An 18686-nucleotide genomic window follows, 5' to 3' on the forward strand; every position below is an offset into this window, starting at 1 on the left:
AACTTCCAACATCTATAATGATAATCATTCTTAATTAACTTCGTTAATTGTAGCAGTAATTCCCACCGTTGAAAAGCTTCCTTAGGAAAATTTTCGAACAAAAAAGCGGCCGCTTTCTTAAAAGGCCGCTTAGAATAAATCAAAGGAAAGCTGCTCCGAATCCACCGTCTCTCTTTTCCTTACACCCTTGCGAGAACCATGTTTCCTAAGCTGTTTGCCAGCCTCGTCTTCAGCTGTTTGCGACTCCTTCACAGCCCATAAGGTATCCCGTGCTTTCTTCGTTGCTGCTTGGATATCGATCATGGGAGCCGGATATTCCAAGGAGGCAAACGAAGGAAGCTTCCATGGCTCGTGAATGAAAGACGCAGGAATGCCGCGAAGCTCCGGAATATAAGTCCGGATAAAAGCCCCGCCCGGGTCGTGGTCGAGTCCCTGTTTGACAGGATTATAGACTCGGATGGTATGGAAACCTGTCGTACCAGCCTGCATCTGCATTTGGCTGTAATGGATTCCCGGTTCATAATCGAGGAACAACCCCGCCAGTGCACGGGCTGGTTTTCGCCAATCCAGTCTTAATGTATGACAGGCAAAGGAAACGACCATCGCCCTGGAACGAAAATTGATCCAGCCAGTCTCATGAAGGGCACGCATGGCGGCATCGATCATCGGGAATCCGGTACTTCCTTGATACCAGCGGCGGAATGCTTCTTCATTCCATTCCTCGTACACTTGATCAAAAGCAGGATTCATCGACTCTTCCGCGATTTCGGGCTCATCCTCCAAACGCTGGATGAAATGGCAGTGCCAGTAAAGACGGGACAAGAAATTCTCCAGCTGCTTTCTTTCTCCCGCATCGCTGCATGCCCTGATCTTCATCCAAGTCTGCTGGACAACGAAGCGGAGGGATATGTTTCCCCAGGCAAGATATGGAGACAGACGACTTCCAGATCGTGCTGATTTCAGTGGTTTCGATATGTGATAAGAATAGGAATGGAAGCGTACCCTTAAAAAGCTGTCCAACGTCCGATGTGCTTCTTCCACTCCTCCCTTCTGTCCTTTATCAAGCGTCGAACCGCCGACATACAGCGAGTCCAATTGGTCCAGATTCAACGTCAACACGGATTCCTTTTCCGGGACGCAAGGGATTTTTTCCGGTACAGGAAAGACCGGATGCTTCATGAACTGTTCCCAGCGCTCAGAAAATCCGTCCCTTGAGTTCAAGCCACGGAAGACTCCGAATGGTTGATCTTCTTTCATGGTTAACCCCTTTTGCTTCATCCACGACCTTACTCTCTGATCTCTTGAAAACGTGACCGGTGTTCCATTTTCTTCATGCGCATGCAGAGAAAACGGACCATATGTCTCGTATATCTCTTCCAGCACTGTTTCCATCTCCCCCACAGCGACGAATAACCGACCGCCTCTCTGCTTTAACTCCTTCTGCAGATCATGGAGGCTCTCTTTCACAAATTGATAATGGCGGGCAGACAGCTCCTGCCCCTGCCAGATGGAAGGTTCTGCAACGTAAAGCGGAAGAACCATGTCTCCCGACTGTACCGCATTATATAATGGTGCATGATCATGGAGACGAAGGTCCCGCTTGAACCAGACGACACGCAACAAAATAACCAGCTCCCGAGTAGTAATACCCTACATTCTACCTTTTCGATAGATTTTTTTCACCCGTTGATACTCGCCCCTCTCCATCCTTTTTCTAGAAAAAATTGTAGAAGAGCGGATTGACACCCTATTTTTCTCATGCTAGTATGCTTGTAATCAATCCAATAGCAATCTCTTATTCAGAGTGGTGGAGGGACTGGCCCTACGAAACCCGGCAACCGATCGATATGATTGTGGTGCTAATTCCAGCAGAGCAGATGCTCTGAAAGATAAGAGAGGTCCGTACAATCAGAACCTCTCATACAAGAGGTTCTTTTTTTATTATTCAACTGAATAATCTGTTCCACAGGTGCCGGGGTGTCCCCCGGCTTAAAAGGGAAGACCGGTGAAAATCCGGCACGGTCCCGCCACTGTAATTGGGAGCGGAGCTGCAGCAGCCACTATCATAGTCGATGGGAAGGCGCAGCCCGCCGTGATCATAAGTCAGGAGACCTGCCTCTGGAACCCGCACTAGGTCCTACGAGGAATAGGCAGGTGTTGACAACGGGATTCGTCTACCCTTTTTTCGACGTATCCTTCCCATGTCACTCCGTCGTCTCTCTTTGTAGGTAAGAGAGATTTTTTTATTGGATTGAAAAACAACTGCAGGAGGAATGGGAAATGAAACAAGCACGAAGTTCAGCAATTGGGTACCCGCGTATCGGGGAGAAACGGGAATGGAAGAAAGCTCTGGAGCGCTATTGGAAGAAAGATACGACAGAACAGGAGCTTGTGGAAGAACTGACTGCCCTCCGACACAAGGATTGGAAGAAACAAAAAGAAGCAGGGCTCGATTTGATTCCGGTCGGTGACTTCAGCTATTACGACCACGTTCTGGATACATCCATCATGTTCGGGATCATTCCCAAGCGTTTTCAGGATACGGAACCTACTTCACTGGAAACGTATTTCAACATCGCCCGTGGCACAGAATCAGCGGTAGCCTCCTCCATGACAAAATGGTTTAATACCAACTATCACTATATCGTCCCGGAAATTGAAAAGGATACAAAACCGGTGCTTCTGGAGAACAGGCCTCTCCGCTATTATAAAGAGGCGAAGGAGCAGCTCGGCATTGATGGAAAACCGGTGCTGCTAGGGCCTGTGACCTACTTGAAGCTTGCCAAGGGTTTTGATAAGCAGCCGTTCGAACAAGTGCTGCAGACACTGGTACCGCTCTACATACAAGTGCTTCAAGAATTGGCCGCAGAAGGAGCAGCTTGGGTTCAAATCGATGAGCCGATTCTTGTTACTGACTTATCGGAAAAAGACCTCCGCTTCGTTCAATCGGTTTATGACACCATTTCTAAAGAAGTGAGCGGCATCAAGCTTTTGCTTCAAACATACTTTGAAGCGGTGGAAGCTTATGATTCCGTCATTCAACTTCCTGTAGATGGCATCGGCCTTGATTTCGTGGATAATAACGGCCAAACCCTGTCCCAGCTCGCTGAACACGGCTTTCCGAACGATAAAGTATTGGCGGCGGGAGTGATTAACGGCCGAAACATCTGGCGAAACGATTGGAAACACACATGGCAGATCACGGATGCTGTCAGAAAGATCGTGCCGGAAGACCGCTTGATTCTCCAGCCTTCCACCAGCCTGCTTCACGTGCCGGTGACGACCGAATCGGAAACGAAGCTGGCATCTGACCTGAAACAGGTCCTTGCCTTCGCTGATCAGAAACTGGAAGAAACGGTTCTTCTGACGAAGGGCGTCAATCAAGGAAAAGCAATCATCCTGCCGGAGGTGGAGAAACATTCCCGGAACTGGAGATCCTTTGCGGATTCCGAAGGCCGCTCGAACGAGAACGTACAGCAGGAAGTAAAACGTTGGAAAGACAAACATCCGTCCCGTGCCTCCGAATTTTCCAATCGAAAGAAGGTACAGGAGGAAAAGTTCGCTCTGCCTCTGCTCCCGACAACGACGATCGGCAGCCTGCCCCAGACAACAGAAATCAGAAAGGCCCGCGCCAACTTCCGAAAAGGTGCATGGAGCGAAGAAACATACGATGCATTCGTAAAGGAAAGGACGGCCGAATGGATCGCCAACCAGGAAGAGGTCGGCCTCGACGTCCTTGTTCACGGCGAATTCGAGCGGAATGACATGGTAGAATATTTCGGTGAGAAGCTGAACGGTTTCGCCTTTACGGAATACGCCTGGGTGCAGTCCTACGGCTCCCGCTGTGTGAAGCCTCCCATTATATTCGGAGATGTATCTCTACCGGCTCCTATGACGGTGAAAGAGAGCGCTTATGCACAGTCATTGACCAACAAACCGGTCAAAGGGATGCTGACTGGGCCGATTACCATCCTGAATTGGTCATTCGTGCGGGAGGATATCCCTTTTGCAGAGGTTACGGAACAAATTGCTCTTGCTCTCCAAAAGGAAATCCGTGCTTTAGAAGACGCAGGCATTGGAATGATTCAAGTAGACGAGCCGGCACTACGTGAGGGGCTGCCGCTGAAATCCAATAAACAAGCGACGTACCTTGACCAATCTGTCCGCGCCTTTTTACTTGCGACCGCTGCAGCGGCAGATGAAACGCAAATCCATACGCACATGTGTTATTCGGAATTCGGCAGAATCATTGCCACGATTGACAAACTGGATGCGGACGTCATTTCCATTGAAACTGCCCGCAGCCATGGGGAACTGATTGAAGCTTTCGAAACGTTCGCATACGATAAAGGTATCGGACTCGGCGTTTACGACATTCACAGCCCGCGGATTCCAAGTGTGGAAGAAATGGAACAAAGCATCCGTCGTGCTCTGAAAGTGCTCGATCCACGCCAGTTCTGGATCAATCCCGACTGCGGATTAAAGACACGCGGGATCAAGGAAACACTTGCTTCCCTTCATCACATGCAGCAAGCTGCTCAAAACATACGCGAGCAGCAAAAGACAACCATTCTCCAATAATATAGAAGAAACCAAACGGCACACCTTCCATCGGTGTGCCGTTTGGTTATGCCTCAAGCGTCCCTTTCGTCAGCTGCTGCTTAAGGGACGCTGCTTTCTTCTTAATTTCTTTTTTCTTCTCTTCCTCCCGCTTCTGCCATTGACTGTAGATCAATTTCATTCTTGGATTATCCTGCAGCTTATCGGCATGCCTGTCCAGGAAATCCCAATACATCGCGTTGAACGGACAGGCATCATCTTCTGTTTGATGCTTGACGTTAAACTCGCAATGCTTACAGTAATTACTCATTTTCTTAATGTAAGACCCTGAAGAAACATACGGCTTCGTCGACAGCAATCCTCCATCAGCATAAAGAGCCATGCCGAGCACATTCGGAAGGACAACCCAGTCATAGGCATCGACATACATTTCATTGAACCAATCCGATACCGCCTGCGGAGAGATACCGAACAAATTGGAGAAATTCCCGATGATCATCAACCGTTGGATATGATGGCCGTAACCTACATCGATCACAGGACGGATCGCTTGTTCCATGCATTTCATTTTCGGCTTTCCTGTATAAAAAAATGCCGGTAGTTCAGCCTCGTGACCGAGTTCGTTTACAGAAGCGTAGCCGGGCATTTTCTTCACGTACACAGCACGCATATATTCCCGCCACCCAAGTATCTGTCGGATGAAGCCCTCCACGGCGTTCAGCGGTGCTTCCCCTGCAGCATAGGCAGCTTCTGCCTTTTCAATTACTTCCTCAGGATTCAGAAACCCTATATTAATAGAAGAAGAAAGCAGTGAATGGGACATGAACGGATCATCCAACAGCATGGCATCCTGATACGTTCCGAATGTCGGGAGCCGCTCATCGATGAATTGATTCAGCTTCTTCAGCGCCTCCTTACGCGTCACCGGCCATGGAAATGCATCGAGATTCCCGGGGTTATCACCAAAATCCCGTTCCACTTCCTTTATCACCTGTTTCGTGATGTCATCCGGACGAAAGGTCCTTGGTTTCACAAAAGCCGTATCTTCATCCGCAGGCTTCCGATTATCCTGGTCAAACGACCACCTTCCGCCGACAGGATTCCCATCTTCCATCAATATGTCTCTTTCTTTTCTTAACCTTCTATAGAAAGCGTCCTGCTTCCACGGCCCTTCCCCTTTCAGCCGGTCGACTGCTTCCTCTTCTGAGAGCAGGAACAGCGGCTTCTCGGAATGGTAATGAACCGCTACCTCGCCGTTTAGATTGTTTTCCCATTTCTTCAGCGCCCGCTTCATCCTGTGATCGGTTACGGTTGTTACGTGTACTTCATCCGGGTGATAGCGCTCCCGGTGGCTTTCCCAAGCTTCCGTAAAAGATTCCGCTTTGCGGTAATCGACGGTGAAGCCTTTTTCCTCCAACTCTTCTGCGAAGTGGCGCATGCCGGAGAAGATCAGGACGAGCTTCTGTTTGTGGTAGGACTGCCAAAGGGAACGCGATTTCGCTTCAACCATCAGAATGACGTCGTTTTGCTTGTCCGCTTCGTTCAATAAAGGCAGCTGATGACACAGCTGATTTCCGAAAATCCACCTCGTCTTCATCTCATCACCTCTGAAAGATAAGTACCACAAAAGGTACGTTGTGAATCCTCCCATAAAAAAACCCCGTCACAACGACAGGGATTTCACTCTTTTTCCGACTGCATCCGCTCTGCAAGCAGCTGTTTCACTTCATTGTAGGACCGCCCGGATTCCGCATTAAGACGTTTGACTTTCTCGATGTCCGTTCCGGAGCTTGTTACAGATTTGTGTTCCTCCGACACCGCTCATCACCTCCTCCTGTTAATCTCCGCTGCTGTTCTCGATATTATACATGCAGAACAAAGACTATATGCCTGAATCTAAAGATCCAATGAAACAGATTAAAACCACTCACCCAAACAAAAATATGGTACTATACTCTTAAAAGTCTAATCAAAAAGGAGTCCGGGTAAATGAAGTGGAAAGCACTCCAATCAGAACGTGGTGTCACCCTTCTTGAAATCGTCGTCTCTATGACCATCCTATTCATCGTATTAATCGTTGCTTTCCCTTTGTTCACCCAATCTCAACGGTCCTCTTCCGTATCATCAAACATGCTAGATGCGACTTATATAGCACAGAAGAAGATGGAAGATGTTTATCACTTAAGTACATCGATTCCTTTCCAACAGGTAGAAACGGCGCTCGCCCCTATGAAGCGAATGGCGGAAACAGAAAAGACACTTCAAATGGAAGAAGCCGCTGACGGTTATTACATAGAGCTGACTTTGACGAAACCGGATGACGGGCTGTCCACCATAATCGTGAAGGTATTCCAGAATTCCGACAAGCAGGATTTGGAAGCGCAGATGGAGACGATCTACCGATGGGAGACAGAGGCATGAAGTCCTTTTTTCGGAAAGAAGACGGTGTCACGCTTGTAGAACTGCTTGCAGCCTTGAGTCTGGCAGGCATCCTCCTCCTCTTGATCAGTAACATCTTCTTCACAAGCCACCATCAATATGAGGTGCAGACAAAACAGATCGATCATGAGGCAGATGTACGCTATGCCATGAATGCCGTTACGAAGGCCGTTCGTAAAACCGACGAAGTGAGCATAGCCGATCAGCTTCTGAAAACGGATTCGTCCACTTTCGAACTCAGAGGATCCGAACTGTTACAGGATGATTCCCTCCTGGCACAGAACATCGACTCCTTCAAACTGGAGAAAAACGGAGACCAGATCCGTATCACAATTGAGAGCACATCCAATGGACAAGGAAGAACGACCTCTTTGACAACCGCTCTGTATATAAGGGAGTAACCATTATGAATGGGAAACGATTTACCAATGAACAAGGAATGATCTTCGTATTTGTCCTGATGGTTCTAATGATCCTTTCGATCCTTGGTTTGAGTCTGCTCGGCCTTGTTGCAGGCAACACCAAGATCAGCTCGACGGAGCGGGACCAGCAGTCTGTTTATTACATCGCGGAAGCAGGAGCGGTCCAGCGGCTGCAAGATATGGAGGAAGCCGTCGATTTATCGTACGCTGACGTTGATGACGAACGTTCTTTCTATCAAGTATTAGAAAAGAAGATGCTGGGGACCGTCGACATTCAATCGTTCACACCTGCTTTTGGGAAACAGCCGGAAGCGGAAGTCACGATAACCAGGGACCAGGAAAATAACCCTGGAAGTTACCAAATCACATCGACAGGGAGGATTGGGGCGCGGACGAGGACAGTCACCCAGTCGGTTCACATCCAATGGCAGGAAAAAGGCGGCATGACCGTACCGAACGCGATGGCCGTCTTCACAGAAGAAACGATTACCTTATCCGGCGGAGCTCTTGTTAAAGGGAATATCGGAACGAATTCAGAAGCGGCAAACACCGTGTCCTTTAATGGTGGAGCGAGCGTAACCGGAGACATTTACGTTCCATCAGGCGCAGAAGATCAAGCAGTCAATGCTCCTGCCTATATGAATATTCCACCACCGATTCCGACTAATACGCACGTTCCGTTCGAGCTGCCCCCCTTCCCGGTCTATCCGGACTATCCGGTTCCTGATGACGAACGTCTTCAAAAGACCGAATGGAACGGCTATGACGTCATCAAGGACGGGAAGCTGAAAATCGACAACTATATTTCTGATGGATACACGCTCCATCTAACAAACGATATCCACTTCAAGGAAATCATCCTTAACAGCAACTACACGTTGACCATTGATGTCGGGGACACGGACAAAGCTATCGTCGTCGACCACCTGAACGTAAAGAACGGACATATAAACATAACCGGCACAGGGAAACTGACTTTATATGTGAAAGATACGCTTACGATGGGTTCCGGCAGCACCATCAACGAAAATGGTTCCATTGAGCAGCTCGGTGTTTATGTCGCTGATTCCGACGAAGCCCGACGTATTAAACTGGCAGGAAGCCAGAAAATCTTCGGCTCTCTCTATGCGGAAACAGCGGATATAGAATTGACCGGAGGCGGCGGATTTCAGGGACATATTTTTACCGGAGGCGGAAGCTTCATCATTTCCGGGGGAGCGAGAGCTTACGCGTCCCTCCTCTATGCTCCTCATGCGGACTTCCGGATAACCGGCGGGGGTAAGGTCCTTGGTTCTATCTTATCGAAAACGTACCGTTCAGACGGAGGGGGGACGGTGGAATATCAACCGTTCGACATTCCCTCCATCCCATTCGTACCGGATGGAGACGGGAAGACACCGGACGATCTCCTCACTGCCGGCCCTGTAAGGGAAGCTTAATAAAAAGGAAAGAAGCAGAGATACTCCTCTCTGCTTCTTTCCTTTGCTGTCGAACGGTTAAGGTGAGTACAAGGAATCCTATTCTTTCTGCAGGAGCCCGTTCTCCAGACAGAAGGCAAGCATCAGCTCTTTATAACCAGCGCCATGAAACTCAATTCCGATCTGATCTCCTCCATAGGCCTTGATGATCCCTGTCCCGAATTTCTTATGAACAATCCGTCTGCCGATCTCGACCTCATCAAGCGTAAGCAGCCGTTCATCGGATAAGTCAACGTCCGCATGCTTCGGTCTCTTTTTAACAGTCGAACCCCCTGGCTGGATGATTCTGCGGACGTTCATGACGAAGAGCGATTCCGTCACGCGCTCGTTTCCTTTGTAGCTGTATGTCAGCAGTTGCAAGTCCTTCCGCGCTCTCGTCATCCCTACATAGAAGAGTCGGACCGCTTCTTCCATCGGCCCCTGATCCTGACTTCGGTACCGCTCCATGTCATCTTTGGAAGGCACGACCCCGTTGATCAAATCAATCATAAACACCTTGTCGAACTCCAGTCCCTTCGCGCTGTGAAAAGTTGTGAGCGTAAGCGGGCTTGTCCCTTTATTGAACTTGGACGTTTGAATCAGGTGCTCCAATTCTTTCAAGCGATCTGCGAAGCCCTTTAACGACCCGAGGCCCTGAGCAATTTCCTCCAGCGTATCAAGGATCCCGAACAACTGCTCCGCCTGGAACCCGAACTTCTCGACCATTTTTTGCAGGGCATGATCGTAGCCGAGCTTTTCGCGGATTGTCCGGATTGCTTTGTCCGGTTCCATTTCATTGATGGCGTGGAAATGTTTCTTCGCAAGCTTTAAATTCTTCTCCTGATAAGATGGAATATTGGTGTCAAGAAGCCTATCAAAGACAGAACCGCCCCCTGCCCTCTTTAAGTAAGCAACCTGCTTCTTCGATATATATCCGTTAAATTTCGTATGAATCCGATCCAACACATCGACGCGTCCATCGTTGTAAGAAAATCGCAGGAAATTAAGAATATCTTCGACGACCCAGTGTCTGAAGAACTTGGCGTCGATGTCCTTCATATAAAAGGAAACTCCCGCGCGGTCCAGCTTATCCGCCAGTGGGACGGCGGAAGCGTTATTCCGGTACAAGACCGCGACCTCTTCGGCAGAGCCGCTTTTCCTGATTTCTTCCGTCACATAATTCAACTGCTCCTCATAGTTTTTCAACGCTTTAATTTCTACTGGTTTCCCGGAAGGATTCTCTGTGAACATTTCTTTCTGGAAACGGTTCTTGTTGCGCTTGATGAATTGATTGGAAGCTTGGACAATTTCCTTGGAGGAACGATAATTCTGTGCCATCGTCATGACCGTTCCTTCCGGATACGCCTTCTCAAATTGCAGCAGCTTCGTCACGTCAGACCCGCGCCACATGAAGATGGACTGGTCATCATCTGCTACGACACACAGATTGTTCTGCGGTTTTGCCAGAAGTTCGATGATTTCATGCTGCACGACCGAATTGTCCTGACTCTCGTCTGTTAAAAGGTAAGAGAACCTCTGCTGGTATTTCTTCAAGATGTCGTTCTCTTCCAACAGCAGTTGATAGCCGTAAGTCAGCATATCATCAAAGTCGAGCAGCCGTTTCTCTGCACCTGTCTTCTTAAAACGTTCATACGCTAAGTAAATATCGGACGCATGCTTTACGGTACAGTCGACACTTTCCAGTTCCTTCCCTTCCACCATCCGGTTTTTAACGAAGCTGATATACGTCATAAGTTCATCCATTTCCTCCTCTGTAATCGCAGCCCCGTTCCGCTCTTCAAAGAGGCGCTTCAGAATGAATTTCTTATGAAGAGGAACGTCCGGGCCATCGAAGCCCTTCTTCCATTCTTCCTCACTGACGCTCCCTTCGATCAATTGAAAGTCCTCGCCCCGCTTCCTGAGAACTTCCCGAACCACCTGATACGCAAAGCTGTGAATGGTTGAGAAATGGACTTTCTGATCCGTCATCCCGGAAAAGAATCGATCGAAACGCTCCTCCATGTCCCTCGCAGATGCTTTACTGAAGGTGACAGCAAGAATTTGTTCCGGTCTCACCCGCTCCTCCAGTAGTAAATAACCGATTTTCATATTAAGGGTCGTCGTTTTCCCTGCCCCTGGGGACGCAAGCAGAAGAAGCGGTCCGTTTGTGTGGGTCACCGCCTGTTTCTGGACATCATTTAAGCGGACGCCCGTCTGTTCTTCCATTCGTGTAAAGAAGTCCATGATCGTGTTCCTTTCTTCTATATACTCAGCAAGAAAAAATAGATGGAAGAAGGCCGAAGTCCCCTCTTCCATCTATTCCTTTCCTCCGTAACAAAAAAGCCATCCTCCATTATAGCTTCTACAGCTCTATACATCCACCACGTATTTTCCTTTATTCGCTCCAAGCTTTATCGTATAGAAACGCTGTATCCCTCCATACTAACCATAATAATGTAAAAGAATGGGAGGGCTACCATGGGTAAAGGGCAACCATTAATTCCGGCAGACATCGCAAAGAAAGCGGTAGATAACTATGAGCTTTCCGGTGAATTATTGAAGGATATCCGTCAAATTGAACAATGCCTTGGAAACCCTCTTGACCTGGTCGTCAAAAAATATGCTTTTAAACATAATGCATTTGCTGTTCTTTATATTGATGGAATGATCAACATAGATGATTTGGATGTTACCGTCGTCCTGCCGCTGATGGAGTGGTTCAAAGAGAACAAGTCTCCGGAAGACTTTATGAAAAAGGACTTTCAGCAACACATACAGACGCCAAAGAATTTCAGTACGACAGCTGTTTTCTCCAACCTTATCGATCAGATTCTGGTTGGAAACGTCATTCTTCTTGTCGCGGGACGAAAGGATACCTATATCATCGCTGATCAACGAATGCAGACAAGGTCCATTGAAGAGCCAAGCTCACAGTTAATGGTTCGGGGGCCTCGGGAAGGGTTCGTTGAAACCTTGAATATAAACACGACATTGATACGGAGAAGAATTATGAACCCCGCCCTCCGTTTTATGACATTTAAAGTAGGAGAAGTTACGAAAACACCAGTTATTATCGCTTACGTAGAAGGGCTGGTGGATAAGAAAGCGTTGGAAATTGCAATTGAACGGATTTCCTCCGTTAAACCACCGGAAATATATGAATCAGGAATGCTGGAAGAATTGATTGATAACAACCATTACTCTCCCATTCCTACACTGACCAACACAGAACGGCCGGATGTCGTCTGCTCCGCCATCACCGAAGGCAGAGTAGCAATCCTTATGGAAGGGACCCCGTTTGCACTGATCGGGCCGGTTAACTTCATCTCCTTCTTCCAAACGGCTGAAGATTATTATAACCGGTTTGATATGGCTTCGTTTGTCCGGGTTATTCGCTTTTTAGCCTTTTGGGTCGCCTTCACTTTACCGGCCACATACATTGCTCTGACGACTTTTCACCAGGAATTAATCCCGACGGACCTGTTAATCAGTTTGACAGCACAACGGGAGGGTGTCCCTTTTCCGGCATTGCTGGAGGCATTAATTATGGAAACCGTTTTTGAGATCCTTCGCGAAGCAGGGTTGCGGATGCCCCGCCCGATCGGCCCTGCGGTATCTATCGTTGGAGCAATCGTTATTGGGGACGCTGCAGTATCGGCAGGGCTCGTATCTCCCGCTATCGTTATTGTCGTCTCTTTGACCGCCATATCAAGCTTCGTGAGCCCCTACTATTCTCTGGCCGGTTCTGTACGGATTTTACGTTTTGTATTGATGATCTTCGCTGCTACTACCGGAGTATTCGGTATGCTTATTTTCACCCTGGCTATGTGTATCCATCTCGTCTCTTTAAACTCTTTCGGAAGACCGTTCATGGCTCCTTTCGCGCCGCTTTCCGTCAGCGGATTGAAAGATACTTTTATTCGTTTCCCCTTATGGTGGTCCAGCCGTAAAAATAAATCCGGGGGTCAGAATCAATGAGGAAGAAACTTCTTCTCCTTTGCACGTTCTTCCTTCTCCTATGCGGATGCAATGCTCAAAACGAGTTGGATGAGCTGCTCGTCTTGACCGGTATTGGTATCGATGAATCAGAGGATGGAAATGTCAAACTTATCTTCCGTGCCGTCAACCCTCATGGAAGCAAAAGCGGGATGGAAGGAGGAAGCTCGAGTCAGAGTCCGAACTACACCTTCACCAGCGAAGGGAAAAATATCATAGAGGCATTTTCGAATATCCATTCCATTCTCGGCAGACAGCCGTTTTATTCTCATGTGACAGCACTAGTTATTGGAGAAGCGTTTGCGCGTAACAAAGGATTGAAGGATATCGTCAACTACCTGGAACGTCAGGATCAACTCAGGGACAGTTACTTACTATTCGTAGCCAAAGAAAGCTCGGCGGAGTCCATCATGAATGTGTTCACACCGATCGAGAATTCTTCCGTCTTTACCATGGAATCCATGTTTAATATTACCGGAGGGGCAAACACGATGGAGGACGGAATCAAGCTCGAAGATTTTATCAAGTGGGTGTACGGTGATGATCGCGCAGGCGCAGCCATGGGAGTCGAGAAGGTCGATACCCATTCATCATCGAATTTGGATACGCTGAATAATATTGATGGGAATATGAACGCCATTCGTTTGACAAGTCTGGGTATCTTTAATAAAAGCCGTTTGACAGAATGGTTGAGTATAAAGGATACGAGAACATTTGCCTTCTTGACGGATACTGCGAGTTCGCCTGCTCCCTATACGATTGCATGTCCGGAAGGGGAAGGATCCATCAGCTTTCTTTTGAAAGAAAGGAACATAAAAGCCGAACCAAAGTTGGAAGACGGCAGAATTGTTTATCACGTCGATTTGAAGGGCGGCGTCATTCTTGATGGTCTCACCTGCTCTCCATCTCTGGCCAGTCAAGATGGAATATCCAGCTTACAGAATTGGATTAAGGAATCGTTGAAACAAGACTTCCTTGAAGCCTTGGAAAACGCGAAAAAATCAAACCTGGATTACTATGGAATTAAGAACCACTTGTACCGTAACGACACGAGACAATGGGAACAAATGAAAGACAACTGGGAACAATTGTATGCGGAAATGGAAATCAAAGTGAACATCCGCGTCTTTATGGAATCCCCGGGTGCAAGGGTGGATAACAATGAAGATGAATCTTAAATCAAAGAAAACATGGTGGGTGGCAGGTCTTTGGGTTTTCACGAGTTATTACACCTTTGGATTTCTATCTGATAAACAGCTGTTCCCGATTACCGACTGGTTGAAAGCTGTCTATCTGCCCGTTTATCACACATGGTTCGGAGGTCCATGATGAATACACAAATCACTAAATACCAGCTTTTCAGCATTGTCACCAACTTCATCATCTTCAGCTCGATTCTGATGGCTCCGGCACTTACCGTAACAGCAGCTAAGCAAGATGGGTGGATCTCGATGCTTTTCGCTGTCATCATCGGTGTCCTGCTAAATGCGCTCTACTTGCAGCTGTTGAAAAAACACCAATACCCGACCCTTTTTTCTTTGATCGACCGGTCCATCGGGAAGTGGGTCGGCACCATCCTTAACCTGGTGCTGATCTTTTATGCTTTTCATTTAGCTGCTATGGTAGTCCGTAATTTAAGTAACTTCATGGTTGCAAGTGTCTTTCCGAATGCTCATCCATGGACGTTTCAACTATTAATTTTGTCCCTTTGTATGCTTACTGTCTTCTATGGGATGAACAACTTATTTTTAGTAAGCGAGTTGTTAACCCCTATCATTATCCTGACCGTACTCATATCAGTCTTCCTGGTAATCAAGGATTTTCAATTCATAGAACTCAAACCGATGTTCCACACACCGCCTGGCGACATTTTCGAAGGAACGTATGCCACCCTGGGATTTCCCTTCATCGAATCCCTGCTACTGGGCAATTTCATGCACTATGTCGCTGTAAAAAAAAGGGCCATGACCATTCATCTTGCAGCTATCGGCTCTGCCGGTTTAGTCCTTACAGCAGCTGTCTTCCTTATCGTCGGCAATGACGGTGCCTACATCGTCGCACGGGAAACGTACCCGACGTATTCGGTTCTTCGTGATGTCAAATTGTCGAGCATTATTGAAAGAGGAGAAATATTGATCGCTCTCGCCTGGCTTGTCGGACTGTTCTTTAAAATATCCATCTGTTTCCTTGTCATAATGGCCGGTTTTCAGCACTTGTCCGGCTCCAATAATTATAAGCCCTTCATTCTTCCAACAGCCATTCTCATTTGGGCAATGAGCAACCACCTTCATAAGACCGTTACGGATTTCACAGAATTCGTTACCAGCACCTGGACGTTGTACTGGTTTACTTTCTATTGTGTGTTGATCCTCGTCTTCACCATCGGTCTTTTTCGAACAAAGCCGCCTTCTCTGTCCACTAGTAAAGGAGGGAATTGACCAGTTTCAGCTGGTCTTTTTCCTGTACATCTTTCGTTACCCTGATTAGAACGCTGTGATAAAATAGAGAAATCACAGCCTGATTAGGAGTGGACAACGGATGGATAAAAAAGATATTGCCGGTATTCGCAGGCAGTTAAAAGTAGAAAATGACCTATTGAAAATATCCGATATTTTCAATGTATATATTATGAAGGAATCGACGGACATTTATCATCATCAAAGTCAGCCCTTTGATCTGCTCGATCAGGATCAGCAGGAGCTGTTCATGAACAATTTCAAGAAACTGCTGACAGGGCAGCTTGATGAGAAGCTGTTCGAATTGAAGTTTCAGCGCGAGGCGGAAGATCACACCCAGCTCCTTCTCCATAAAGGACTGCTGAGTACGGACGTAGAAGATTGGAAGGCGCAGATGCTGGCCATGACAGAGAAGATGATTCGCGACCGACCGAATGAAAAAGACACCGTCATCACCTTCATTCGAGCGGAATACCGAAAGCCGATGAAGGCAAGGAACGAAGAGGCGGAGGAAAGCGAACGGGATACCGTTTATTCGAACCCCTTCCTCCTCTGCAGCGTCAACCGGACGGAGGAACCGAAGAAAGCGATCCAATTCGACTACATAGAGAAGGAATTTAAATATAAAATCGAAGTGGACCCCGTCATCGATTTGAAGAATCCGATGACCGGCTTCTTGTTCCCATGCATTACAGACGGTGCTGCCGACGTTAATCACATCCTTTACGCAGCCGGTAAAGCCAACGAACCGGACTACACCTTCATCGAGGACGTGTTGAACGGAGAAGAGATTATGACGGCGAAGGAGGATAAAGCCGTATTCGAAGAAGTCATTAAAGATGTTGTCGGAAACCAGCTTAACCCTTCCACTCTTGCAAGCGTATACGGCGAGATCAACCGCGTCGTCGAAGAGAACGAAGAAGATGAGGCGCCGAAACTGGATTACAGAGACGTTGAGCGTGTCCTATCCCAGAGCGGGGAGCAGGTCGATTCCGAGAAGGTGAAAAGCGCCTTTGAACGAATTACCGACGATGGGGCTTATGAGCTGAAAGCAAGCAGCATCGTGCCACGCTACAAGTCAAAATCGATTAAGATCAACACAAAAGTCGCCAACATATCCATCAGCCCGCAGGACTTGGAATACGTCCGGCAGGTCAACTATAAAGGAAAACGGTGCATCATGATCGAAATTGAAGAAGATGCGGAAATCGAAGGTTTTAAAATGCTTCCGGAAGCATTCGGAGACCAATAAAAAAAAGCACGCCTGCCGTTTCTGCGGCAGGCGTGCTTTTTTCAATAAACATATAGAGGATGGAACAAACCTTTGCAGCATGCGCGAATCCTCGCTTCTTCCTTCTCTTTATATGTAACGACAAAGCACGTAGCAGGACCGCCTGACTTCTCGATATCCAAATCACAGTGGAAGGAGACATCCGACAAAAGGTTATTGTCCTCCAACAATCCCCTCGTCTCACCGGCAATTCCCTTGGACCCTACAGGAAGCACTTCATAGACCCCGTCCAACTGAAGCAGTTGATCGAACAAATGAAGCGGAGCAATGGATTCACGCTTCGTCCGTACCTCTTCTCCGACCAATGGCTCACCGATAACGGCAAATTTGGCGGTTTTCGGTGTCTTCCTCACTTTCTTACTTTCGGAATTCACCTGTCCAAGAATGGCAATAGCAAAGGCGGACTGAGGCAATGGAAAGTTCGATTCCGTACTCCCTGTAACCGGAAGATGATACCCCGTTTTCTTCCCCAGCTCTTCAATGGCGCCGGAAATCCTCCGCCACCCTTCTCCACCGGAGAAATCGTACAAAATCACCGATACAGGATCAGCACCGACCGCCCTGTTTTCCATATAAGCGACACGGAACAGCGCCTCGGCCACCACTTCATAAGGAGCTTTTACCTCATCCGCTTCCTTCTCACCGATAAACGCTGCATTATCCGAGCTGATCACAAGCTCCCGTCCTTCTCCTAAAGGAACAAAACTTACATCCCTCATGCTGCTTCCCCCTTTTATCCCTATCTTCCTAAGTGTACCTTACCACATCTCTGATTCCATCGTCCCTTGTTAGATAATCTTACAAGATTTATACTGGAATCTTTCCTATAGATTATGTCAACTATACAGGAGGTACAAATAACATGAACCATTTCACCTATCACAATCCTACGAAGCTGATTTTCGGAAAAAATCAGCTCGATGCATTGAAACAGGAAATACCTAAGTACGGCAAGAACATTCTCCTCGTCTATGGTGGCGGTAGTATCAAGCGGAACGGCTTATACGATCAAGTCGTGAAACAATTGAAGGAACTCGATGTCACCATTTCCGAATTGAGCGGAGTCGAACCGAACCCTCGTCTTTCCACGGTAAGAAAAGGAATCGAAATCTGCCATCAGGAGAACATCGACTTCCTGCTTGCCGTCGGCGGAGGAAGCGTCATCGACTGTACCAAAGCAATTGTTGCCGGCGCAGCGTATGACGGAGATGTTTGGGACATCATCAATAAGAAAGTGACAGCTGAGGAAGCCCTTCCGTTCGGAACGGTGCTTACCTTGGCTGCGACCGGTTCCGAAATGAACCCGGATTCTGTCATTACGAATTGGGAGACAAATGAAAAATACGTATGGGGAAGCCCCGGGGTCACCCACCCTGCCTTCTCTATTCTAGATCCCGTCCACACGATGTCCGTCCCGCGCGACCAAACGATCTACGGGATGGTCGACATGATGAGTCACGTGTTCGAGCAATACTTCCACAACGTCTCCAACACGAAGCTGCAGGACCGTATGTGCTTCTCTGTCCTGCAGACCGTCATCGAGACAGCTCCGAAGCTGTTGGAAGACTTGGAAAGCTACGAGCACCGGGAGACGATTCTTTACTCCGGTACCATCGCTTTGAACGGAACCCTGCAAATGGGCTATTTCGGAGACTGGGCTTCCCACACCATCGAGCATGCGGTATCCGCTGTCTATGACATTCCTCACGCCGGTGGACTCGCCATCCTGTTCCCGAACTGGATGCGCCACGTTGTCGACCATGATGCCGAACGGATGATGCGAGTGATGCTTGCGATGTTCGATATCGATACGACAGGTAAAACCGATAAAGAAATTGCACTGGAAGGAGTCGATAAGCTGAGCGCCTTCTGGTCCAGTCTCGGTGCCCCATCGCGCCTCGCCGACTATGAAATCGGCGAAGACCGTCTGGAAGAAATAGCAGAGATTGCAGCGAAAGAAATGCAGCACGGCGGATTCAGCAACTTCCGCAAGCTGAACAAAGAGGACATCCTTTCCATCCTGAAAGCATCGTTATAAAAATGCAGACAAAAGCCATGGCGGATC

Annotated in this window: 15 protein-coding genes and 2 riboswitches; of the genes, 10 read left to right on the top strand and 5 right to left on the bottom strand. The window is 47.9% G+C overall.

Translation table 11 applies throughout. From position 1 onward, the window contains the following. Nucleotides 1-129: 129 nt before the first annotated feature. Nucleotides 130-1623 (bottom strand): deoxyribodipyrimidine photo-lyase, encoded by a 1494-nt coding sequence (locus AXG56_RS16300; protein WP_062515472.1) that lies wholly within the window; start codon nt 1621-1623, stop codon nt 130-132. Between the two features lie 169 nt (nt 1624-1792). Then, nucleotides 1793-1896, top strand: a riboswitch (SAM riboswitch). A gap of 54 nt (nt 1897-1950) precedes the next feature. Further along, a riboswitch (cobalamin riboswitch) is annotated at nt 1951-2135 on the top strand. Between the two features lie 145 nt (nt 2136-2280). On the opposite strand from AXG56_RS16300, the gene metE reads away from it, so the two are divergent. After that, nucleotides 2281-4581 (top strand): 5-methyltetrahydropteroyltriglutamate--homocysteine S-methyltransferase, encoded by a 2301-nt coding sequence (metE, locus tag AXG56_RS16305; protein WP_062515473.1) that lies wholly within the window; start codon nt 2281-2283, stop codon nt 4579-4581. Between the two features lie 46 nt (nt 4582-4627). Here the strand turns inward: metE and AXG56_RS16310 are convergent, their stop codons facing one another. Both AXG56_RS16310 and AXG56_RS19695 read right to left on the bottom strand, forming a co-directional pair. After that, nucleotides 4628-6157, bottom strand: a complete 1530-nt coding sequence (locus tag AXG56_RS16310; RefSeq protein WP_062515707.1) for a cryptochrome/photolyase family protein — start codon at nt 6155-6157, stop codon at nt 4628-4630. Nucleotides 6158-6240: 83 nt separating this feature from the next. Beyond that, complete coding sequence (locus AXG56_RS19695) at nt 6241-6378, bottom strand: hypothetical protein (protein ID WP_008633998.1); 138 nt, start codon at nt 6376-6378, stop codon at nt 6241-6243. A gap of 171 nt (nt 6379-6549) precedes the next feature. Here AXG56_RS19695 and AXG56_RS16315 point away from each other — a divergent pair, with 171 nt between their 5' ends. The 3 genes from AXG56_RS16315 to AXG56_RS16325 are packed head-to-tail and all read left to right on the top strand — an operon-like array spanning nt 6550 to nt 8860. Further along, a complete protein-coding gene (locus AXG56_RS16315) occupies nt 6550-6981 on the top strand; it encodes a prepilin-type N-terminal cleavage/methylation domain-containing protein (protein ID WP_062515475.1) in 432 nt (143 codons plus the stop codon). Beyond that, nucleotides 6978-7400 (top strand): prepilin-type N-terminal cleavage/methylation domain-containing protein, encoded by a 423-nt coding sequence (locus AXG56_RS16320; RefSeq protein ID WP_062515477.1) that lies wholly within the window; start codon nt 6978-6980, stop codon nt 7398-7400. The genes AXG56_RS16315 and AXG56_RS16320 overlap by 4 nt, the downstream gene beginning before the upstream one ends. Nucleotides 7401-7405: 5 nt before the next feature. Further along, a complete protein-coding gene (locus tag AXG56_RS16325) occupies nt 7406-8860 on the top strand; it encodes a PilX N-terminal domain-containing pilus assembly protein (protein ID WP_062515479.1) in 1455 nt (484 codons plus the stop codon). 78 nt (nt 8861-8938) lie between these two features. Here AXG56_RS16325 and AXG56_RS16330 read toward each other — a convergent pair whose 3' ends face one another. Continuing rightward, nucleotides 8939-11194 (bottom strand): ATP-dependent helicase, encoded by a 2256-nt coding sequence (locus AXG56_RS16330; protein WP_062515481.1) that lies wholly within the window; start codon nt 11192-11194, stop codon nt 8939-8941. 162 nt (nt 11195-11356) lie between these two features. Between AXG56_RS16330 and AXG56_RS16335 the strand changes: the two genes are divergently transcribed. The 5 genes from AXG56_RS16335 (at nt 11357) to AXG56_RS16350 (ending at nt 16582) form a co-directional block, all read left to right on the top strand. Continuing rightward, nucleotides 11357-12856 (top strand): spore germination protein, encoded by a 1500-nt coding sequence (locus AXG56_RS16335; RefSeq protein ID WP_062515483.1) that lies wholly within the window; start codon nt 11357-11359, stop codon nt 12854-12856. After that, the gene (locus tag AXG56_RS16340) at nt 12853-14052 is read left to right on the top strand and encodes a Ger(x)C family spore germination protein (RefSeq protein WP_062515485.1); all 1200 of its coding nucleotides are present in this window, start codon (nt 12853-12855) and stop codon (nt 14050-14052) included. The genes AXG56_RS16335 and AXG56_RS16340 overlap by 4 nt, the downstream gene beginning before the upstream one ends. Further along, on the top strand, nt 14036-14203 hold the full coding sequence (locus tag AXG56_RS19565) for a hypothetical protein (RefSeq protein WP_161484932.1): 168 nt from the start codon (nt 14036-14038) through the stop codon (nt 14201-14203). The genes AXG56_RS16340 and AXG56_RS19565 overlap by 17 nt, the downstream gene beginning before the upstream one ends. Next, a complete protein-coding gene (locus AXG56_RS16345) occupies nt 14203-15312 on the top strand; it encodes an endospore germination permease (protein ID WP_062515487.1) in 1110 nt (369 codons plus the stop codon). Before AXG56_RS19565 ends, AXG56_RS16345 begins: the two co-directional genes overlap by 1 nt. Nucleotides 15313-15412: 100 nt before the next feature. Next, a complete protein-coding gene (locus tag AXG56_RS16350; protein WP_062515488.1) occupies nt 15413-16582 on the top strand; it encodes a DUF4317 domain-containing protein in 1170 nt (389 codons plus the stop codon). Nucleotides 16583-16623: 41 nt separating this feature from the next. On the opposite strand, the gene AXG56_RS16355 is transcribed toward AXG56_RS16350, so the two are convergent. Further along, nucleotides 16624-17340: a hypothetical protein gene (locus AXG56_RS16355; protein WP_062515490.1), complete on the bottom strand. Its 717-nt coding sequence runs from the start codon at nt 17338-17340 to the stop codon at nt 16624-16626. 143 nt (nt 17341-17483) lie between these two features. On the opposite strand from AXG56_RS16355, the gene AXG56_RS16360 reads away from it, so the two are divergent. Beyond that, on the top strand, nt 17484-18659 hold the full coding sequence (locus AXG56_RS16360) for an iron-containing alcohol dehydrogenase (protein ID WP_008634020.1): 1176 nt from the start codon (nt 17484-17486) through the stop codon (nt 18657-18659). Nucleotides 18660-18686 lie beyond the last annotated feature (27 nt).

Origin of the sequence: Halobacillus sp. KGW1 (assembly GCF_001592845.1) — a bacterium.
Classification (GTDB): domain Bacteria; phylum Bacillota; class Bacilli; order Bacillales; family Halobacillaceae; genus Halobacillus.